Origin of the sequence: Clavibacter quasicaliforniensis (assembly GCF_051201715.1) — a bacterium.
Taxonomy (GTDB): Bacteria; Actinomycetota; Actinomycetes; order Actinomycetales; family Microbacteriaceae; genus Clavibacter; species Clavibacter seminis.
Genome location: NZ_CP139624.1, coordinates 1332720 through 1352285 on the forward strand (window position 1 = coordinate 1332720; position 19566 = coordinate 1352285).

At 72.8% G+C, this 19566-nt stretch carries 17 protein-coding genes; 11 read left to right on the plus strand and 6 right to left on the minus strand.

From position 1 onward, the window contains the following. Nucleotides 1-45: 45 nt before the first annotated feature. Nucleotides 46-1176, plus strand: a complete 1131-nt coding sequence (locus NL142_RS06425; protein ID WP_435081395.1) for an SDR family oxidoreductase — start codon at nucleotides 46-48, stop codon at nucleotides 1174-1176. Here NL142_RS06425 and NL142_RS06430 read toward each other — a convergent pair. After that, nucleotides 1163-2401, minus strand: coding sequence for a DUF418 domain-containing protein (locus NL142_RS06430; protein WP_435081396.1), 1239 nt, complete (start codon nucleotides 2399-2401; stop codon nucleotides 1163-1165). The two genes, NL142_RS06425 and NL142_RS06430, sit on opposite strands and share 14 nt — an antisense overlap. A 129-nt stretch (nucleotides 2402-2530) precedes the next feature. On the opposite strand from NL142_RS06430, the gene NL142_RS06435 reads away from it, so the two are divergent. From NL142_RS06435 to NL142_RS06450, 4 genes are read left to right on the plus strand one after another with little or no spacing between them, the layout of a single operon-like run. Next, the gene (locus NL142_RS06435) at nucleotides 2531-3448 is read left to right on the plus strand and encodes an ABC transporter ATP-binding protein (protein ID WP_435081397.1); all 918 of its coding nucleotides are present in this window, start codon (nucleotides 2531-2533) and stop codon (nucleotides 3446-3448) included. After that, nucleotides 3445-4308, plus strand: coding sequence for an ABC transporter permease (locus NL142_RS06440; protein WP_435081398.1), 864 nt, complete (start codon nucleotides 3445-3447; stop codon nucleotides 4306-4308). The genes NL142_RS06435 and NL142_RS06440 overlap by 4 nt, the downstream gene beginning before the upstream one ends. 39 nt (nucleotides 4309-4347) lie before the next feature. Beyond that, nucleotides 4348-5616 (plus strand): sensor histidine kinase, encoded by a 1269-nt coding sequence (locus tag NL142_RS06445; RefSeq protein ID WP_234424515.1) that lies wholly within the window; start codon nucleotides 4348-4350, stop codon nucleotides 5614-5616. Beyond that, nucleotides 5613-6287: a response regulator transcription factor gene (locus NL142_RS06450; RefSeq protein ID WP_194682868.1), complete on the plus strand. Its 675-nt coding sequence runs from the start codon at nucleotides 5613-5615 to the stop codon at nucleotides 6285-6287. Before NL142_RS06445 ends, NL142_RS06450 begins: the two co-directional genes overlap by 4 nt. Nucleotides 6288-6307: 20 nt before the next feature. Here the strand turns inward: NL142_RS06450 and NL142_RS06455 are convergent, their stop codons facing one another. Further along, on the minus strand, nucleotides 6308-6991 hold the full coding sequence (locus NL142_RS06455) for a DUF4232 domain-containing protein (RefSeq protein ID WP_435081399.1): 684 nt from the start codon (nucleotides 6989-6991) through the stop codon (nucleotides 6308-6310). Nucleotides 6992-7359: 368 nt separating this feature from the next. On the opposite strand from NL142_RS06455, the gene NL142_RS06460 reads away from it, so the two are divergent. The 3 genes from NL142_RS06460 (at nucleotide 7360) to mmsB (ending at nucleotide 11363) form a co-directional block, all read left to right on the plus strand. Further along, a complete protein-coding gene (locus tag NL142_RS06460; protein ID WP_194682866.1) occupies nucleotides 7360-8502 on the plus strand; it encodes a substrate-binding domain-containing protein in 1143 nt (380 codons plus the stop codon). 111 nt (nucleotides 8503-8613) lie between these two features. Further along, nucleotides 8614-10158, plus strand: coding sequence for a multiple monosaccharide ABC transporter ATP-binding protein (gene mmsA / locus NL142_RS06465; RefSeq protein WP_194682865.1), 1545 nt, complete (start codon nucleotides 8614-8616; stop codon nucleotides 10156-10158). Continuing rightward, nucleotides 10155-11363: a multiple monosaccharide ABC transporter permease gene (gene mmsB / locus NL142_RS06470; RefSeq protein WP_043587491.1), complete on the plus strand. Its 1209-nt coding sequence runs from the start codon at nucleotides 10155-10157 to the stop codon at nucleotides 11361-11363. The genes mmsA and mmsB overlap by 4 nt, the downstream gene beginning before the upstream one ends. Nucleotides 11364-11448: 85 nt before the next feature. Here mmsB and NL142_RS06475 read toward each other — a convergent pair whose 3' ends face one another. From NL142_RS06475 to NL142_RS06490, 4 genes are all read right to left on the minus strand, one after another. Next, nucleotides 11449-12249 (minus strand): signal peptidase I, encoded by an 801-nt coding sequence (locus tag NL142_RS06475; protein ID WP_435081400.1) that lies wholly within the window; start codon nucleotides 12247-12249, stop codon nucleotides 11449-11451. Between the two features lie 29 nt (nucleotides 12250-12278). After that, complete coding sequence (locus NL142_RS06480; protein WP_435081401.1) at nucleotides 12279-13181, minus strand: hypothetical protein; 903 nt, start codon at nucleotides 13179-13181, stop codon at nucleotides 12279-12281. Continuing rightward, nucleotides 13178-13768: a TasA family protein gene (locus NL142_RS06485; RefSeq protein WP_194682862.1), complete on the minus strand. Its 591-nt coding sequence runs from the start codon at nucleotides 13766-13768 to the stop codon at nucleotides 13178-13180. The genes NL142_RS06480 and NL142_RS06485 overlap by 4 nt, the downstream gene beginning before the upstream one ends. Before the next feature lie 122 nt (nucleotides 13769-13890). Next, nucleotides 13891-14436 (minus strand): alternate-type signal peptide domain-containing protein, encoded by a 546-nt coding sequence (locus NL142_RS06490; protein WP_012037936.1) that lies wholly within the window; start codon nucleotides 14434-14436, stop codon nucleotides 13891-13893. A 357-nt stretch (nucleotides 14437-14793) separates the two neighbouring features. On the opposite strand from NL142_RS06490, the gene NL142_RS06495 reads away from it, so the two are divergent. The 3 genes from NL142_RS06495 (at nucleotide 14794) to NL142_RS06505 (ending at nucleotide 19549) form a co-directional block, all read left to right on the plus strand. Beyond that, nucleotides 14794-16440: a sensor histidine kinase gene (locus NL142_RS06495; protein WP_435081402.1), complete on the plus strand. Its 1647-nt coding sequence runs from the start codon at nucleotides 14794-14796 to the stop codon at nucleotides 16438-16440. 136 nt (nucleotides 16441-16576) lie between these two features. Continuing rightward, nucleotides 16577-18406, plus strand: a complete 1830-nt coding sequence (locus tag NL142_RS06500) for a BCCT family transporter (protein WP_435081403.1) — start codon at nucleotides 16577-16579, stop codon at nucleotides 18404-18406. Nucleotides 18407-18532: 126 nt separating this feature from the next. Next, a complete protein-coding gene (locus NL142_RS06505; protein WP_194682859.1) occupies nucleotides 18533-19549 on the plus strand; it encodes a diacylglycerol/lipid kinase family protein in 1017 nt (338 codons plus the stop codon). The last annotated feature ends 17 nt before the right edge of the window (nucleotides 19550-19566 follow it).

Sequence of the window (19566 nt, forward strand, 5' to 3'; positions counted from 1 at the left end):
AGCCGCCCGGAATGCCCGGGCGGCTCCTCGCCGTTGGGGCAGGGGATGACCGAGAACCGAGTGACCCCCGCCCGCACGCCCGCCCCCGCCGCGTCCCCGCGCTCCGACGGATCCGGCCGCACGGCCCTCGTCGTCGGCGCGACCGGCATCAGCGGATCCGCGCTGGTGGACCAGCTCACCGCCGAGGGCTGGGACGTGCTCGCCCTCAGCCGCCGCGCCGGCGCCGACCGCCCGGGCGTCCGTTGGATCAGCGCCGACCTCCGCTCCGCCGACGACCTCCGCCGCGCGCTCGCCGGCGAGCAGCCGAGCCACGTGTTCTTCACGGCGTGGTCGCGCCAGGCGACCGAGCAGGAGAACATCGACGTCAACGGCGGCATGGTGCGCGACCTGCTGGCTGCCCTCGACGGCGCGCCCGTCGAGCACGCCGCCCTCGTCACCGGCCTCAAGCACTACCTCGGCCCGTTCGAGGCCTACGGGCAGGGCAACATGCCCGACACCCCCTTCCACGAGGAGGAGGAGCGCCTCGAGGCCCCGAACTTCTACTACGCGCAGGAGGACGAGCTCTTCGCCGCCGCCGCGCGCCAGGGCTTCTCGTGGTCGGTGCACCGCTCGCACACCGTCATCGGGCACGCGGTCGGCAACCAGATGAACATGGGGCTGACCCTCGCGGTGTACGGATCCATCTGCCGCGACCTCGGCCTGCCGTTCGTCTTCCCGGGCAGCGAGACCCAGTGGTCCGGTCTCACCGACGTCACCGACGCGACCGTCCTCGCCGACCAGATGATCTGGGCGTCCACCGCCGAGGCCGGCTGGGACGAGGCGTTCAACGTCGTCAACGGCGACGTCTTCCGCTGGCGCTGGATGTGGCCGCGCCTCGCCGCGTACTTCGGCGTCGAGCCCGTCGGCTTCGAGGAGGCGCCGCGTCCGCTCGAGCAGCAGATGGCCGGCTACGAGGACGAGTGGGCACGCATCGCGCGCGAGGCCGGGCTCGCGGAGTCGGATGTGAACCGCATCGCGTCGTGGTGGCACACCGACGCCGACCTCGGCCGCGACATCGAGGTCGTCACCGACATCAGCAAGAGCCGGCTCGCCGGGTTCCACACGCACCACCGCACGCTGGACAGCTTCCTCGGGCTGTTCGAGCGTTACCGCGCCGAGGGGCTCATCCCGCGCTGACGGGCTGCGCGGGCGCGCCCGGTCCCGAGGCCGGGCGCCCGTACGCGAGGCGGCGGATCGCCCACTCCGCGGGACCCGCCCGGTCGGCGCGCTCCAGCGCCACGGCCACCGCGACCGTGACGAGCCACACGCCGATCGCGATCAGCGCGATGCGGGCGGTCCCCGCGCCGACGCCGAGTCCGAGCGACCACGGCTCCAGCAGGATCGCGAACAGCACCGACTGGAGCAGGTAGCACGTCATCGAGCGGCGGCCCACGGCGACGAGCGCGCGCAGCACCGGTCCGGGCGCGGGATCCACGCGCCGAGCTCGCGCCGCGACAGCCCAGCCCACGAGGCCGAGCAGCCCGAGCGCGCCGCCCACCCCGGTCGCGCCGTGCAGCACGCCGAGCAGGTACAGCGCCACGGGATCCGCGTCGATCGCGCCCACCGTCGCGAGCACGAGCGGCAGCGCGCCGAGCACGCTGAGGGGCAGGCCGACGAGTGCCAGCCCGCGCAGCCGCGGGACGTGCGCGGCCGGGTCCTCCAGCACGCGGCGACGGCCGAGCAGCATCCCGATCGCGGCCAGCGGCACGAGCGCCCCGACCGTCACGGGCGTCGCGACGAGCAACGCCGCGAGCGTGACCGCGCGGCTGGCGAGGTCGTCGATGAAGGTGCCGTCGCCGCCGAACAGGGAGCCGGATCCGTCGTCCCCCGCCAGGCCGTCCGCCCCGGCGACGACGAGGAACACGATCGCGGGCGCCCACACGAGCACGCGGAAGACGCGGTCGCTCGCCCGGTACATCGCCGCCAGTGCGAGTCCGAGGATCCCGTACGACAGCAGGATGTCGCCCTCGAACAGCAGCACCACGTGCAGGGCGCCGAACACCATGAGCCACAGGCTCCGGCGGAGGAGCAGCCCGCGGGCGCGCGGCCCGTCGACGCCCGCTGCCGCCTGGCGGCGCAGGATCACCGCGAAGCCGTAGGCGAAGAGCATCGTGAACAGCGGGAACGCGCGGTTGTCGACGAGCGTGCCCACGAGCACGTCGGCGACGTGGTCGAGCGGCGTGCCGTCCGTCGGGCGGCCGAGCGGGCCCGTCGGGCGGCCGGCGATGAAGTAGATGGAGTTGGCGAGCGCGATGCCGAGGAGGGCGATCCCGCGGAGCAGGTCGGGCGCGAGGCTGCGCTCCGCCGCGGGCGTCGGGCCGGCGTGGGCGACGGGCGCGGGGGATCCGGGGAGCGGGGTCACCCGTCCAGCCTGCCCGTGCGGTGATCGGCACGCCACCGCGCGCCGACGCGTGCATCCACCGATCGGCCGATGCCGCGGATCGACCGCTCGGCCGTTCCGCTCCCGCCCGGCGCGCGCGAGGCTGGACCCATGACCACAGCAGCCGTCGAGGAGCACGTCAGCGTGCGGGACCTCGAGAAGACCTACGGCACGACCACCGCCCTCCGGGGCGTCTCCTTCGACATCCACCGCGGCGAGACGTTCGCCCTCCTCGGGCCCAACGGCGCGGGCAAGTCGACGACCATCGAGATCCTCGAGGGGTACCGGCTCCGCACGGGCGGATCCGCGTCCGTGCTCGGCGTCGACCCCGCGACCGGCGACCGCGCCTGGCGCGCCCGCATCGGCATGGTGCTCCAGTCGAGCTCCGAGAGCGGCGCGATGACGGTCCGCGAGCAGGTCGCGCACTTCGCCGCGATGTACCCCCGGCCGCGCGACGTCGACGCCACCATCGAGGCCGTGGGCCTGACCGAGAAGGCGGGCACGCTGCTGCGCGCTCTCTCCGGCGGCCAGCGCCGCCGCGTCGACGTGGCCCTCGGGATCATCGGACGCCCCGAGCTGCTCTTCCTCGACGAGCCGACCACGGGCTTCGACCCCGAGGCCCGGCACCGGTTCTGGGACCTCATCCGCGAGCTCAAGGCGGAGGGCACGACCATCCTCCTCACCACGCACTACCTCGACGAGGCGGCGCAGCTCGGCGACCGGGCCGCGGTGATCGCGGGCGGGCGCCTGGTCGCGATCGGCCGGCTCGACGAGATCGGGGGAGAGGAGGCGCGGATCCCGCGGGTGCTCTGGCGCGACGACGACGGATCCCACGACGAGCGCACCCGCACGCCCGGCGCGTTCGTGTCGCGCCTGTCGCAGGCGACGCCCGGCGGCGAGCCGCGCGACCTCCGCATCGTCCGGCCGAGCCTCGAGGACGTGTACCTCGGGCTGCTCGCGGAGGCGGGGGCACACGGCGCCCCGACCCCCTCCGCCGTCCCGGCGACCACCGAGGAGGTGACGGCATGACCGCCGTCAGCCCGGCGCGCTCCGTCGCCGACCGTCCCCTCGCCCTGCCCGGCGTCCTGCCGCTCGGGATCCACCGCGTCCGCTACGAGGTGCGCCGCTACTTCCGGCAGACCGACACGATCATCTTCACGTTCCTCTTCCCGGTCATCATGCTGTCGATCTTCTCGGTGGCCTTCGGGTCGTCCGGCAACCTCGGCACCGCGCCCGACGGATCCGGCGGTGTCAGCGCCGCGGCCTACTACCTGCCGGGCATGATCGCGGCGGGCATCCTCCTCTCGGGCGTGCAGAACCTCGCGGTCGACATCGCGATGGAGCGCAGCGACGGCACGCTCAAGCGGCTCGCCGGATCCCCGCTGCCCGTGCTCTCGTACTTCATCGGCAAGGGCGGGCAGGTGATCGTGACCTCGCTGCTCCAGATGGTCGTGCTGCTGCTCGTCGCGCGGTTCGCGTTCGGCGTGGAGCTGCCGACCGACGCCGGCCGCTGGGCCACGTTCGCGTGGGTGTACGCGCTCGGTATCACGTCGTCGGCCGTGCTCGGGATCGCGCTCAGCCGCATCCCGCGCTCCGGCGCCTCGGCCACGGCGGTCATCACGCCGATCGTGCTCGTGCTGCAGTTCATCAGCGGCGTGTACCTGACGTTCACGATGCTGCCCACCTGGCTGCAGGACGTCGCGGCTTTCCTGCCGCTCAAGTGGATGGCTCAGGGCATGCGCGCCGTGTTCCTGCCGGACGCGCTCGCGGCCGTCGAGCGCGGCGGCACGTGGGATCTCGCGGGCGTCGCGGTCGTCCTCGCGATCTGGCTGGTCGGCGGCACGATCGCCGCGGCCGCCACCTTCCGCTGGATCCGTCGGGACTCCTGAGCGGTGCGCGACCTCGGAGCGGGATGGCAGGCTCAGGGGATGATCCCGACCCGCACCGTCCACGCCGGCTACGCGGTGACCATGGTGCTGCTGGTCGCGCTGACGATCGGCGCCGGGCGCGACGCGGGCTGGGGCGCGTGGGCGGCGATCGCGGCGATGTCCGCCCTCTACCTGCTGGTAGGCCGCCGCGCGCTCGAGGCCTCCGCGGCGGCGACGGCGGCCAAGGCCGAGCCCGTGCCACCGCTGCCGTCCGCGCTCGTCTTCCTCGCGCTCGTCATCCCGGCGGCCACCTGGGGCGTCGCGAGCCTTTCGTCGTTCGCGATCGTGCAGTGCGTGCTGTGCCCGCTCGTCTGGCTGCTGCTGGACCGCGTGCGCGATGCGGTGATCGGGACCCTCGCGCTCACCGGATCCGTCGCCGTGGGGTTCGTGATCAGCTTCGGCGACCTGCCCGGCGCGATCCCGACCATGGCGGTGTCGCAGGGGCTGAGCCTCGGCGGGAGCATCGCGCTCGGGCTCTGGATCACGCGCATCGCCGACCTCAGCCACGAACGCCTGCACCTGCTGGAGGGGCTCCGCGCGGCCCAGGCGCAGGTCGAGGAGCTCGGCCGCGAGGCGGGAGCCGCCCGCGAGCGGGAGCGGCTGTCGGCGGACATCCACGACACCGTCGCGCAGGACCTCACGGGCCTCGTGATGCTCGCCCAGCGCGGCCGGCGGGAGCTCCGCGGCGGCGAGACGGACGCGACGGGGACCACCCTCGCCGAGCTCGAGGAGGGCGCGCGGGATGCGCTGACGCAGACCCGCGCGATCGTCGCGGCCACGGCGCCCATGGAGCTCACGGACGGCCTGGGCGCCGCGCTCGCGCGGCTGGGCGCGCGCCTGGCACGCGAGGCCGGCATCCCGGTCGAGGTGCGCGCGGACGCGGGCGTCGGATCCGTCGACCGCGACGCCGAGGTCGTCCTCCTCCGCTGCGCGCAGGAGGGCCTCGCGAACGTCCGCCGTCACGCGGCCGCCGCGGCGGTCGAGCTGGTCCTGTACCGCGACGGCGCCGACGTCGTGCTCGCGATCCGCGACGACGGCCGCGGGTTCGACCCGGCCCGCGCATCCGGCGGGTACGGCCTCGACGGCATGCGCCGCCGGCTCGACGCGGCCGGCGGGAGTCTCGAACTGACCAGCGGCCCCGACGGCACGCGGCTCACGGCGCGCATCCCCGCGCACGCGGCACCCGCTGCGGCCCGTGTCGATCCGCGCGACCCCGACCCGACGCCCGAATCTGCGCCTGTTCCGACCACCGCGCGGGCCCGCGCATGACGCCCGCGCCCATCCGCGTCGCCGTCGTCGACGACCACCCCGTCGTCCGCGGCGGGCTCGCCGCGCTCCTCGCCTCCGCCGATGACATCGACGTGGTCGGCCAGGCGGCCGACGGCGAGGCGGCGGTCGCGCTGGCCCTCGCCGAGCGCCCCGACGTCGTCCTCATGGACCTCCGCATGCCCGGGCTCGACGGCGTCGGCGCGACCGCGCGGATCCGCGAGGAGGCGCCCGACGTCCGCGTCCTCGTCCTCACGACCTACGAGACCGACGCGAGCATCCTCACCGCCATCGAGGCGGGCGCGAGCGGCTACCTCCTGAAGGCGGCGCCCGAGGAGGAGATCCTCGCCGGCGTGCGCGCGGTGGCCCGCGGCGAGGTCGCCCTCGCACCCGCGATCGCCGCCGCGCTGGTCCGACAGGTGGCGCGCCCCGCCGTCGAGGCCGCCGGCCCGACGCCGACCCTCAGCCCGCGCGAGACCGAGGTGCTCGCGCTGGTGGCCGCCGGCCGCACCAACGCGCGCATCGCCCTGGAGCTGCACGTGACCCCCGCGACCGTGAAGACCCACCTGCTGCACGTGTTCGAGAAGCTCGGCGTCGGCGACCGGACCCGCGCGGTCACCCTCGCCATGGAGCTCGGCCTGCTGCCGCCGGCCGCGCGCACGACCCTGCGCTGACGCCTGCGGAACCCGAGGGATCAGGACGGCACGAACCCGCCGACCTCGAGCAGCGCGTGGTCCGTCGTCGAGCAGGCGGGCTCCGGCCACGCGACGAAGAGCGACGCGGTGGATCCGGGCGCGTAGACGCGCAGCCCGTCCGCGGGGGTCAGGCCGCACTCGGCGTCGGGGTAGACCTGCCCGTCCGTGTAGTGCAGCGGCGCCTGAGCCGAGGCTCCCGGCTGCAGCGTGACGGTGGGGTGATCCGTGCCCCGGTCCAGCGTCGCGGGGAGCCCGAGCTGGGTCCCGTTCCCGTCGCCGACGAAGGAGACGCCCGGCCAGCCCTGCAGCGTGCATGGCGAGGCGGAGGCGTTCGTGAGCACGATGGTCACGCGCTGCTGGTTCATGCCCTCGCCCTCGCCCGGGTCGCCGCCGGGGCCGGACGCCGGGGCGATCGATCCGGTGAGCGCGTCGACCGCGCAGCGCGCGGTGTCCCCGGAGGCGGCCGGGTCGCCGGTCGCGCCGTCGGACGCGGCGGCCGTGGGGGAGGCCGACGGCGTCGCGGTGGTGGCCGTGGGGGCGACGCTGGCGGGCAGGTCGGCGGGCGGCGGCGTGGACGGGGATCCACCAGGCGACCCGGTGCAGCTGGCCAGCGCGAGGGCGGCGGCGAGGGTCAGCGGGGCGAGCAGGAGGGGGAGCCGGGTGGGGAGGCGGGACGTCGTCATCACCCCGGTCTACGCCACGTCCTGCCGGGACGCGAGCGGCTGTCCGCTCCGCGAGCCGGACGCGCGCCTGCCGCCCTCCGCCTGGCCGCCCCCGTCCGAGGGCGACCCGCGGTAACGCTTGGATAACGTCTCCCGGAAGCCGTATCGGCGGCCGAGGAAATGGATAAGTTCTGACCGACGACAAACGCACGGATCGCCGTGACCCGGCCGCTCCGCCGGGGGTCGCCCCGCACGGAACCCGCACCACCACCAGCACTCACCGCACCAGCACCCGACCCGAGGACGCGTCGGAGCACTCGGCCATCGCGACGACGCGACCGCCGGATGCCCGCACGACCCGGACGGGCCACCCGAGAGGACCCGCCGCCATGGCATCCGGACGTAACGCACGAAAGATCAGCTCCCTCCTCCTCCTCGCCGGCGTCGCCGTCGGCATGACCGCGTGCGCGCCGCAGGGCGCCACGAACACCGGCTCCGGCGACGGCGGCGACGCCGCGGCGGGCACCGAGTGCAACGTCGGCATCTCGATGCCGACCCGCAGCCTCGAGCGCTGGATCAACGACGGCGAGGGCCTCAAGACCAAGCTCGAGGGCGACGACTGCACCGTCGACCTCCAGTACGCCGACAACAAGACCGACGCGCAGATCAGCCAGATCCAGAACCAGGTCGCCGGCGGCGCCAAGATCCTCGTGGTCGCGGCCGTCGACGGCAAGACGCTCGGCCCGGCCCTCGAGGACGCGAAGAGCCAGGGCGTCACGGTCATCGCCTACGACCGCCTCATCAACGGCACCGAGGCCGTCGACTACTACGCCACCTTCGACAACTACAAGGTCGGCCAGCTCCAGGGCGAGTTCATCAAGGACCAGCTGAAGCTGGACACCGCGACCGGCCCCATCACGATGGAGCCCTTCGCCGGCAGCCCCGACGACAACAACGCCGGCTTCTTCTTCGGCGGCGCGTGGGACGTCCTCCAGCCCTACGTCGAGAGCGGCAAGCTGACCGTGCCCTCGGGCAAGTCGCCGGCAACGAGCGCCGACTGGCAGGCCATCGGCATCCTCGGCTGGGGATCCGACGACGCGCAGGCCGAGATGGACAACCGCCTGCAGTCGTTCTACACGGGCGGCCAGAAGGTCCAGGTCGTCCTCTCGCCCAACGACAGCCTCGCGCTTGGCATCGAGGCGTCGCTCGCGAGCGCCGGCTACGCGCCCGGCGCCGACTGGCCCGTCATCACCGGCCAGGACGCCGACAAGGCGAACGTGCAGGCGATCCTCGCGGACAAGCAGTCCATGACCGTCTGGAAGGACACCCGGGCGCTCGGCGACCAGGTCCAGAAGATGATCGGCGAGATCGTCGCGGGCGACGAGGTCACCGTCAACGACACCAAGTCGTACGACAACGGCAAGAAGGTCGTCCCGTCCTTCCTCCTCGACCCGCAGGTGGTCGTCAAGGACGACGTGCAGTCCGTGCTCATCGACTCCGGCTTCCTCAAGGCGTCCGACGTCGGCCTGTAGCCCGACCCGGGGGGGGGGGGGGGGGGGGGCCCCCCCCCCCCCCCCGCCCCCCCCCCCGGCGCGCGCCGACCCGGCGCGCGCCACCGACCCGAACGGGAACCAGGAGCAGCAATGGACGACGTCATCCTGCAGATGACCGGCATCGTCAAGGAGTTCACGGGCGTGCGCGCCCTCGACGGCGTGGACGTCACCGTCCGCCGCGGCGAGGTGCACGCCATCTGCGGCGAGAACGGCGCGGGCAAGTCGACGCTGATGAAGGTGCTCAGCGGCGTGTACCCGCACGGCTCCTACGAGGGCACGATCACCATCGACGGCCGCGAGGTCCGCTACGGATCCATCAACGACAGCGAGCGCGACGGGGTGGTCATCATCCACCAGGAGCTCGCGCTCAGCCCCTACCTCTCCATCGCGGAGAACATCTTCCTCGGCAACGAGATGTCGCGCGGCGGCGTCATCGACTGGAACAGGACGAACCTCGAGGCCGTCAAGCTGCTGAGGCGCGTCGGGCTCGACGAGAACCCGGCGACGCGCGTGCTCGAGCTCGGCGTCGGCAAGCAGCAGCTCGTGGAGATCGCGAAGGCGCTCTCCAAGGAGGTGAAGCTCCTGATCCTCGACGAGCCGACCGCCGCGCTCAACGACGACGACTCCGCGCACCTGCTGGGCCTCATCCGCCTGCTGCGCGACGACGGCATCACGAGCATCATCATCAGCCACAAGCTCAACGAGATCCGGGCCATCGCGGACGACGTCACCGTCATCCGCGACGGGAAGACGATCGAGACGTTCCCCGTCACCGACTCCGACGAGATCGAGACGCGCATCATCCGCGCGATGGTCGGCCGACCGCTCGACGCGCAGTTCCCGCCGCGGGATCCGCACATCGGCGAGGAGAAGCTCCGCGTCGAGGGCTGGACCGTGCACCACCCCGTCGACGTCGACCGCGTGGTCGTCGACGATGCGTCCTTCACCGTCCGCGCGGGCGAGGTCGTCGGGTTCGCCGGCCTCATGGGAGCGGGCCGTACCGAGCTCGCGATGAGCATCTTCGGGCGCTCGTACGGCACCGGCATCACCGGCCGGATCTTCAAGGACGGCAAGGAGATCCGCACCCGCACCGTGAGCGAGGCCATCAAGAACGGCATCGCCTACGCGACGGAGGACCGGAAGCGCTACGGGCTCAACCTCATCGGCAGCATCACGGTGAACGTCTCGGCCGCCGCGCTCTCGAAGCTCGTCCGGCTCGGCGTGATCGACCGGCACCGCGAGTACGCGGTCGCCGACGACTATCGCAAGAGGATGAACATCAAGACGCCCGACGTCTCGGGGGTCGTCGGCAAGCTGTCCGGCGGCAACCAGCAGAAGGTCGTGCTCAGCAAGTGGATCTACTCGGGTCCCGACGTCCTCATCCTCGACGAGCCCACCCGCGGCATCGACGTGGGGGCGAAGTACGAGATCTACAGCATCATCAACCAGCTCGCGGCCGAGGGGAAGGCGGTCATCGTCATCTCCTCCGAGCTGCCCGAGCTCATCGGCCTCTCGGACCGGATCTACACGATCGCCGAGGGGCGGCTCACCGCGGAGGTCTCCCGGGCCGACGCGACACAGGAGGAGCTGATGCGGCACATGACCGCCAGCCGGAAGTCAGGAGTCGACCAGTGACCGTCACCGCCGAGCAGGCCACATCGCCGAACGCGCCCGCGCCCGACGGCGTGAAGACGCGCAAGCGCCGCCGCATCGACCTCCGCCAGTACGGGATCCTCGCGGCGTTGGCCGTCATCATCCTGCTGTTCCAGATCCTCACCGAGGGGCGCCTGCTCTACCCGGGCAACGTCGCCAACCTCATCCAGCAGAACGCCTACGTGCTGATCCTCGCGATGGGCATGGTGATCGTGATCATCGCGGGGCACATCGACCTGTCGGTCGGCTCGGTCGTCGCGACGGTCGGCGCCGTGGCCGCGCTCAGCATGAACGAGTGGGGGCTGCCGTGGGGGACCGCGGTCGTGCTGTCGCTCGTGGTCGGCGCGCTCATCGGCGCGTGGCAGGGCTTCTGGGTGGCGTTCGTCGGCATACCGGCGTTCATCGTCACGCTCGCGGGCATGCTCGTGTTCCGCGGCGTCGCGCTCGTGCTCCTCACGGGCGGCACGATCTCCGGGCTCCCGGCCGAGTTCAACTCCATCGGATCCGGCAACCTGCCGACCACCGGCGCCCCCGACCTCCTCACGCTCGGGATCGGCGCGCTCGTGTCGGTCGCGCTCGTGGTGCAGCAGCTGCGCACCCGCGCGACGCTCCGGAAGCTCGAGCTGCCGCGCGAGCGGGGCGTCTCGTTCTGGATCCGCACCGCCATCGCCGTCTTCGCGATCATGTACCTCTGCTACCTGCTGGCGTACAACCGCGGGACGCCGATCATCCTGATCATCCTGGCGACGCTCGTGCTGCTCTACTCGTTCCTCCTCACGCGCACGGTGTTCGGCCGGCACGTGTACGCGATGGGCGGCAACCTGTTCGCCGCGATGATGTCGGGCGTCAAGACCCGCTGGGTCAACTTCTTCATCTTCGTGAACATGGGCCTGCTCGCGGGGCTCGCGGGCGTCGTCAGCACGGCGCGCGCCGGATCCGCGGTGGCCTCGGCCGGCCAGAGCTTCGAGCTCGATGCCATCGCCGCGGTGTTCATCGGCGGCGCTGCCGTGCAGGGCGGTGTCGGCACGGTGGTCGGCGCGGTCATCGGCGGCCTCGTGATGGGCGTGCTCAACCAGGGCCTGTCGATCCTGTCGGTGGACGCGGCGTGGCAGCAGGTCATCAAGGGCCTGGTGCTGCTCCTCGCGGTCGCCTTCGACGTCTACAGCAAGCGCCGCTCCGGGCGCTGACCCGCGACGCGGCACGACGACGGCCCGGCCGCTCCCTCACGCGGGGAGCGGCCGGGCCGTCCGTCGTGGAGCGCGGCTCCGGCGATCAGCCGCGGTGGCGTCCCCTGGGTCGGACGGCCGCCGGTGTCGTCTCGGCCGCGCCGACGCCCGGGTGCGACGGATCCACGCGGGCCGCCTCGGCGACGCCCGCAGCCATCGCGTCGGAGTGCACGTGGTCGCCCTCCGCCACGACGTCCGCGGCGGCCGATGCGGTGCGCCGCCGACGGGTCTGCACGGCGCCCGTGATGATCGTGACGGCCGCGTAGGCGAGGAGCGCGACCGCGGCGGCGGGGATGATCCAGCTGCGCGCCTGCCCGTTGACGGCCTGGTTCGCCCAGCCGACGAGCGGCACCGAGTACCAGACCTCGCCCTGGATCTGTCCCGGCGTCACGGGCAGCGAGTCGGGGGAGGCGTTGTTGTCGCCCTTGAAGGTGAAGGAGCGTGTGCCGTCCGAGGCGGACGCGATGGCGGTGATCCGGTGCGTGATGACCGCGGGGTCGCCCGAGCGGATCTGGTAGGTCGCGACGTCGCCGATCTGCAGGTCGTCGGGATCCACGGGTCGCACCACGATGAGCGTGCCGGGCGGGAGCGTCGGCTCCATCGACTGCGTGAGGATCGTCAGCGGCACGGATCCCGAGACCTTCGGCACCACGAGCAGCACGGCCGCGAGCGCGATGACGAGCAGCAGGATCCCGACGCTGAGGCCCACGGCCGCGGAGCGGGCGAGCTGCCGGACGCCGCCGCGGGGCCGGGTGCCTGCCTCGAGCTCGACGGGGGCGAGGTCGTCCGCGGGGCGCCCGAGGGCGTCGGCTTGCCGTGCGCGGAGGCGGGGGAGCAGGCGGGGCATGGTCTGGAGTCCGGGTCGGGTGATCGGGGTCAAGAGCAGCGGAAGGCGCGCGCGCCGCTCTGCTGGAAGGCGACGACGGTGCCGTTGGCGACCTGACGGACCTTCGCGCCGTTGCCGTCGAGGAGGTCGACGGAGACGGGCACCGTGCCGTCGGCCGCGAGCGTCGACGGCACCTGGTCACGCGTGATGGCGGCCTTGCCGTAGGAGCCCTGCGACGTGGCGATGCGCGTGCCGTTGACCATGACGCCGTAGTTCGAGTCGGAGGACGCGACCGAGGTGTCCCAGGCGACGAAGACGTACCAGTTGCCGTCGGTGTTCTGGCAGCTGAAGCCGCCCGTGACGGCGGGCGCCGGAGTGGTCTGCTTCGCGGTCGCGGTGTCGCGACCGGTCCAGCTGCCGGATCCCAGCACCGTCGTGAGCGTGGCCGTGACGGAGGCCGCGCCCTGGGGGAACGCGGTCGCGGTGGTGCGCACGCACCAGGTGGCCGAGGCGCCCGGGGACAGCGTCCCGGACAGCGTGGGCGGGACCACCCAGTTGGCGGTGGCGGCACCCGAGCCGACGGGGGTGCTGGCCGTGCAGCTCGAGCCGCTCGCCGCCCACGCGACGACGCGCACGTTGCGGGCGAAGTACTGGTCGTTCGTCGAGGAGGTGGGCGCCGTCATCGTGCCGGTCCACGAGTCGCGGGTGGATCCCGTGTTCGTGACGAGGACCGTCGCGGTGCGGCTGGGGCTCTGCGAGGTGAGCTCGCCCGCGAGGCGGTCGAAGCCGCCCTCCGTCACGGCGACGGTGGCGCTCTGGACGTTCGCGCTGGTGGACGTCGACGACGCCCAGAGCGCGTGGCCGGCGGTGGCGCCGATCCCGACGAGGAGGACGGTGGCGCCCACCAGGAGCGCGGCGTGCGCTCGGCCCCAGGGTCGCCGGGTGCGGCTCACGGCTGCACCTGCGTGCCGACGAGGGCGAAGGCGAGTTGCGCGGTGGATCCCTGCACGCTCTGCGGCGCGTCCGTGTCGAGCAGGACCTCGGTGCAGACGACCGCCGAGGCGCCGGGCTGGATGCGGACGAAGCCGTCGGGGGTGTGCACCTGGCCCGGACGGCCGGAGTACGTCGTGGCGCCGTGGACGCAGTCGGCCGCCGTCGCGACGGAGCCGAGGCGCAGCGAGAGCTCGCCCGGGAAGGCGCTGTTCGAGGAGGTGCCTCGGGTCGAGATGGCCACGTCCAAGGCTATCGTCCCGGTGTTCTTCGCGGTGAAGGTGCCGAGTGCGCTCTGCCCCGGGAGGAGCTTCGACGAGTCGAGGGCGGACTGCTGGGTGACGACGAGACCGCTCGTCCCGCTGGTGACGCTCGCGGGCTTCGTGCTGGCGGCGCCGTTCCAGAGGGCGTAGCTGCCGCCCGTCGCAGCGAGGGAGGCGACGACCACCGCGGTGAGGAGGCCGGTGGTGAGCCAGGCGGCGCGGAGGGGGCTGCGGCGGGCGGGACGTGCGGAGCGGCGGCCGCGTGCGGGGCGCTTCTCCGTGGCCATGTCGTCCTTCGTCCTGTGCGGGTGATGCGGGTGGTGGTGGTTCTTCGGTGCGGCCCGTCGGGAAGACGGGTGTGGCCCCCTCCCCGCGGGCGACGTCACCGCGGGGAGGGGAGACAGGGCGACTAGATCGCGCGCTGGGTGAGCGTGAAGGCGAGCTTGTCGAAGGAGAGCGTGCCGTTCTGGCCGGTCGTCGCGGCGGAGGGGAAGGTCACCGTGAGGACGACGTTCACCTTGGAGGCGGACGTGGAGGGCTTGACCGTGAAGGTGTTCGCGGCGCTGGCGGGGGTGATGCTGGCGTCGGTCGAGGTGACGTCGAGCTTGGTGGTGATGGCGGCCTTGAGCGCCGCGTCGCCCGTGATGGAGACGGGGTTGTAGGTGAGGTCGGCGGCGAGCGAGTCGCCGGTCGCCGTGACGGTCAGGGCGCTCGTGTACTGGAGGACGTTGCCCGGGACGATGCGGTAGGTGGCGGGGTCGATGACCTTGCTGCCGCCGTTGGTGATGTCGGTCCAGACGCCCGCGGTGTCGGCGGCGAGGGCGAGGTTGCCGGAGGAGACGCTGGAGGCGGCGACCGTGGCGTTGGCGTTCCACAGCGCGAAGCTGCCGGCGCCGCCGAGGAGGAGGACGATACCGGCGGCACCTGCGACGGCACCGGAGACGATCTTGTTCATGGGGTTTCCTGTTCTTCGCGCGGTGTGCCGCGCATGCTCATGGGGAGGCGGCGGGTGGGTGTCCCGCCGGTCGTCTCCGGTCCTGCGTCGGCGCCTCGGCGGCGCCCCTGCGATGTCGTACCGGTGTTCCTTCGACATGCATCACTCTGACGGAGCGGTCTCAAGCCACCCGCTGGCAATCCGCAAGTCCCCCCGAGCTTTCCCGCAAGCCCGCCCCGGCTTCGGCTCAAGGCCGCGCGGGCTGTCCGCGGACGGTCCGGCCGGATCCGCACGGCGGCGCGGTCGCGGGCTGCGCGGGTCCCTCGGTCTAGGCTCGGGCCACGGCGTCCACAGACGGCGGACCGAGGAGGGACGCGCATGACCTCTCCCGTCCTCGCGGCCCGGTCGTCCGCGGACGCGCGGCGCCGGCGCGGGTCCACGCGCGCTCAGATCCCGTTCCTCCTCAGCTGCGCGGTCGTCGCGGTCATCGTCGCCGTGGTCGAGCCGGTCATCGAGCTCGACGCCTGGTTCGCCGTCGCCGTCGCCATGGTGCTGGTCGGCTCGGTGCTCGCCGTCGTGGTCGCGAACACCCGGATCCCGTCCGCCGTTCTCATCGCGGTGCCGGCGCTCGACCTGCTCGCGGTGGCCTTCATCCGCGATGCGACGATCGCCACCCTCCCCGCCGCGGCGCTGCTCGTGATCTTCCCGCTCCTCTGGCTCGTGTTCGGCTTCCCCTCGGGCGGCGTCCCCGTCGCCGTCGCGGGCGCGCTCGCCATCACCGTGTTCCCCGTGCTCCGCGAGGGCGGGTTCCCCGAGACGAGCTCCGGGTGGGCCGACCTCGTCGGCGGCCTCCTCCTCACCGCCCTGCTGGTCGGCGCGGCGGCGCAGGCCGCGGCCACGCAGCGCCGGGACCAGCGCGAGCTCGCCGAGGCGACGGCGGCCCAGGCCCGGCTCCTCGCGGAGTCGCGCGAGCAGACGGCGACCATCCGCGACGTCGCGGACGCCGTCGACGTGGGCATCGTCTTCTTCGACGCCGACGACCGGCCCGTGATCCGCAACGCGGCGGTCCGCACGCTCCTCGACATCGCGGGCTACGACCACGAGACCGGCATGGCGACGTCCGTCTACGGTTCCGACCGCGTCACGCCCGTCGCGCGCGAGGGCAGGGTCCTGATGGAGGCGGTGTACGCCGACAAGGTGCACGGGCCCGTCTACTGGGTGGGGGAGCCCGGCAACCAGCGCGCCCTCGTGCTCTCCGTGCGGCCGATCGGCCGCCGGCCCGGCCAGCTGGCGGGCACCGTGCTCGGCGCCTACGACGTCACCGACCTCGCCCAGGCCGTCCAGGTGCGCGACGAGTTCCTGGCGACCGTGTCGCACGAGCTGCGGACGCCGCTCACCAGCATCGTCGGCTACCTCGACCTCCTAGACGAGCTGCACGACCCCGCCGAGCTGGGCATCCAGGAGGAGCTCGCCGTCATCCAGCGGAACGTGGCGCAGCTGTCGAGCATCATCGGCTCGCTGCTCGAGGGCGCCGACCACGCGCCCGCCCTGCGTCGCGGACCGGTCGACCTGACGGCGCTCGTCGACGCCGCCGTGCGGCCGGCCGCCGCGCGGGCCGCCGAGCGCGGCCTGGTGCTCGAGGCCAGGCTCGAGCCCGGGATCGCGCTGGACGGCGACGCGGATCGGCTGACGCAGGTCGTCGAGGCGCTCGTCTCGAACGCGCTCCTCTTCACCCCGTCCGGCCGGATCGACGTGGCCGTCGTCACCGAGGGGGACGACGCCGTGATCTCGGTGGTCGACACGGGCGTCGGGCTCAGCGAGGAGGACCAGCAGCACGTGTTCGACCGCTTCTTCCGCGCGCAGTCGGCCCGGGACGGTGCCGTCCCCGGGATCGGCCTGGGTCTCTCCATCGCCGAGAGGACCGTCACGGCGCACGGCGGACGCGTGCGCATCGCGAGCCGCCTCGGCCACGGAACCCGCGTGGTCGTGACCCTCCCGCGGGGCGACGACGCGACGGGCGCTTAGCCCTCCTCATAGCCGATGGCAAGGCCGACGGGCGAATCGGCAGATCCCGCGACCGCCGCCTAGACTCGGCCGGTCGCTCGCGGGACCCCTGCGGGCGATGCCCATGCACTCGAGCCCACAGGAGCCCATCCCCTCCATGACCTCCACGCGCACGTCCGCAGAACGCCTGCTCGACCGTCTCGTCCCGAAGCGCAGATCGGGCCCCGACGGGTCCCGGCCACCCCGCCGCGACCACTCCGACCACCGCCTCCTCGAGGCCAGGTTCACCGGGTCCGTCGACCTCTACGAGCCCGAGCACCCGAAGATCGACCGCCTCGTCTTCGGCGTCACGGCCGTCCTCGCGGTCGGCTTCGTCGTCTGGGGCATCGTGAGCACCGACGGCCTCGCGACGATCTCCGGCACCGCGCAGAGCTGGGTCATCAACCAGACCGGCTGGCTGTTCGTGCTGGCCGCGAGCTTCTTCGTGATCTTCGTGATCTGGCTGGCCGCGAGCCGCTACGGGCGCATCAAGCTGGGCGCCGACGACGAGAAGCCGCAGTTCAAGACGGTGTCGTGGATCGCCATGATGTTCAGCGCGGGCATGGGCATCGGCCTGATGTTCTTCGGCGCGGCCGAGCCGCTCAGCTTCTTCGTCACCCCGCCGCCCGGCACCACGCAGCCGGAGTCGGAGGCGGCGATCCGCACCGCCATGGCCACCGCGATGTTCCACTGGGGCCTGCACCCGTGGGCGATCTACGCGGTCGCCGGCATCGCGATCGGATACGGCACGTTCCGCAAGGGGCGCAAGCAGCTCTTCTCCTCCATCTTCCAGCCGCTGCTCGGCACCAAGCGCACCGAGGGCTGGGCGGGTCGCGTGATCGACATGCTCGCGATCTTCGCCACGCTCTTCGGCTCGGCGGCCTCGCTCGGCATCGGCGCGACGCAGATCGGCGCGGGCCTGGAGTTCAACGGCTGGGTGGACGAGGCCACGGCCCCGCTGCTCATCGGCATCATCGTCGTGCTCACGATCGCCTTCATCTTCTCGGCCGTCTCGGGCATCGCCCGGGGCATCCAGTGGCTGTCGAACATCAACATGGTGCTGGCCGTCGTGCTGGCCGTGTTCGTGTTCGTCGTCGGCCCGACGCTCCTCATCCTGAACCTCATCCCCGCCACGCTCGGCGCCTACCTCGGCGACATGACCGAGATGGCGTCGCGCACCGCGGCGACCGGCGGCGACGAGATGAGCGCCTGGCTGTCCAGCTGGACCGTCTTCTACTGGGCCTGGTGGATCTCGTGGACGCCGTTCGTCGGCATGTTCATCGCGCGCATCAGCCGCGGTCGCACCATCCGCGAGTTCGTCGTCGGCGTGCTCCTCGCGCCCAGCATCGTGGCCCTCATCTGGTTCTCGATCTTCGGCGGATCCGCCATCCACGCGCAGCAGACCGACGGCGACATGACCGTCGACGGCGCCGTGGTCAGCGACAACACGCTGTTCCAGCTGCTCAACCACTACCCGCTGGCCAGCGTCAGCACCGTCCTCGTGATGGTGCTCGTCGCCATCTTCTTCGTGTCGGGAGCCGACTCGGCGTCGATCGTGATGGGCACGCTGTCCCAGCGCGGCGCGCTCCACCCGAGCCGCAAGGTCGTCATCTTCTGGGGCGTCGTCATGGGCGCGGTCGCCGCGATCATGCTCGCCATCGGCGGGGGAGGCACGGAGGCCCTCACCGGTCTGCAGAACCTCACGGTCGTGGCCTCGCTGCCGTTCGTGATCGTGATGCTCGTGGCCTGCTACGCGCTCTGGAAGGAGCTGCGCACGGATCCGCTCATCGTGCGCCGCCAGGTCGCGGTCGAGATGATGCGCGACGCCGTGGTCAACGGCGTCGAGCAGCACGGCGACCACTTCCAGCTCTCGGTCGACCCCGTCGACCCGGACGACGCGGAGGTCCGCGAGCCCCTCGGCGACGAGGACGAGGCCCGGCGCTCCTGACGCCGGCCACCACGACGAAGCCGATCCGCGCCCTGTGCGCGGGTCGGCTTCTTCGTCCCGTCCGCCCGGCGCACGCGGGGGCGCCCGCACCCCTCGCGGGCCGCGCGCGTCGGTAGGGTGGCAACGATGACGACCTCCACCCCCGCCTCCGCACCCTCTCCCGCGTCCACCGGCGGATCGCTCCGCCGTGCCGCCGTCGTCTACAACCCCATCAAGGTCGATCTCGCGTCCCTCAAGAGGAAGGTCGCGCAGGCGGCGGGCACCGCCGGCTGGCAGGAGACCCTCTGGTTCGAGACCAGCGAGGACGACCCGGGCAGGGGCGCCGCGGAGGAGGCCCTGTCGCACGACGTCGACATGGTCATCGCGGCCGGCGGCGACGGCACGGTCCGCGCGGTCGCCGAGGGCATGTCCGGATCCGGCGTCTCGCTCGGCCTCCTGCCCTCCGGCACCGGCAACCTGCTGGCCCGCAACCTCAAGCTCACCCTCAACGACGTCGAGCACTCCCTCGAGGCCGCCTTCTCCGGGCACGACCGCACGGTCGACCTCGCGTCGATCGAGATCCTCCGCGAGGACGAGTCCCGCGACAAGCACGTGTTCGTCGTGATGGCGGGCGTCGGCATCGACGCGAAGATGCTCGCCAACACCGACTCGGAGCTGAAGAAGCGGGTCGGCTGGCTGGCCTACGTCGACGCGATCTTCAAGGCGCTCCGCGACAGGGACCAGCTCCGCCTGCGCTACCGCCTCGACGGCCGCAGCGTCCACCGCCGTCGCGCGCACACGCTCATCGTCGGCAACTGCGGGTCGCTGCCCGCCAACATCCTGCTCCTGCCGGACGCCGCGGTCGACGACGGCATCCTCGACGTCGTGCTCATGCGCCCCGAGGGCCTGTTCGGCTGGATCCAGATCTGGGTCAAGGTCGCGTGGGAGAACGGCGTCGTCCGCCGCACCGCCGCGGGCCGCCGCCTCATGGGCCCCGAGAAGGAGGTGCGGGCGCTCGAGTACCGCACCGCCGAGGAGGTCGTGGTGCGCCTCGAGAAGGAGGAGGACATCGAGCTCGACGGCGATCCCTTCGGGCGCGCGATCGGCTTCAAGATCCAGGTGCTCCCCGGCGGGCTGACCGTGCGGGTGCCGCAGGACTCCTGACCCGCGTCGCCCGGACG

Bases quoted from the DNA above. Each gene is read 5' to 3' on its own strand.
- NL142_RS06445 (WP_234424515.1), top strand. From the start codon at position 4,348: ATGATCCCGACCCGCACCGTCCACGCCGGCTACGCGGTGACCATGGTG.
- mmsA (WP_194682865.1), top strand. From the start codon at position 8,614: ATGGACGACGTCATCCTGCAGATGACCGGCATCGTCAAGGAGTTCACG.
- NL142_RS06495 (WP_435081402.1), top strand. From the start codon at position 14,794: ATGACCTCTCCCGTCCTCGCGGCCCGGTCGTCCGCGGACGCGCGGCGC.
- NL142_RS06440 (WP_435081398.1), top strand. From the start codon at position 3,445: ATGACCGCCGTCAGCCCGGCGCGCTCCGTCGCCGACCGTCCCCTCGCC.
- NL142_RS06500 (WP_435081403.1), top strand. From the start codon at position 16,577: ATGACCTCCACGCGCACGTCCGCAGAACGCCTGCTCGACCGTCTCGTC.
- NL142_RS06435 (WP_435081397.1), top strand. From the start codon at position 2,531: ATGACCACAGCAGCCGTCGAGGAGCACGTCAGCGTGCGGGACCTCGAG.
- NL142_RS06450 (WP_194682868.1), top strand. From the start codon at position 5,613: ATGACGCCCGCGCCCATCCGCGTCGCCGTCGTCGACGACCACCCCGTC.
- NL142_RS06505 (WP_194682859.1), top strand. From the start codon at position 18,533: ATGACGACCTCCACCCCCGCCTCCGCACCCTCTCCCGCGTCCACCGGC.
- NL142_RS06475 (WP_435081400.1), bottom strand. From the start codon at position 12,249: ATGCCCCGCCTGCTCCCCCGCCTCCGCGCACGGCAAGCCGACGCCCTC.
- NL142_RS06460 (WP_194682866.1), top strand. From the start codon at position 7,360: ATGGCATCCGGACGTAACGCACGAAAGATCAGCTCCCTCCTCCTCCTC.
- NL142_RS06485 (WP_194682862.1), bottom strand. From the start codon at position 13,768: ATGGCCACGGAGAAGCGCCCCGCACGCGGCCGCCGCTCCGCACGTCCC.
- NL142_RS06455 (WP_435081399.1), bottom strand. From the start codon at position 6,991: ATGACGACGTCCCGCCTCCCCACCCGGCTCCCCCTCCTGCTCGCCCCG.
- NL142_RS06490 (WP_012037936.1), bottom strand. From the start codon at position 14,436: ATGAACAAGATCGTCTCCGGTGCCGTCGCAGGTGCCGCCGGTATCGTC.
- NL142_RS06425 (WP_435081395.1), top strand. From the start codon at position 46: ATGACCGAGAACCGAGTGACCCCCGCCCGCACGCCCGCCCCCGCCGCG.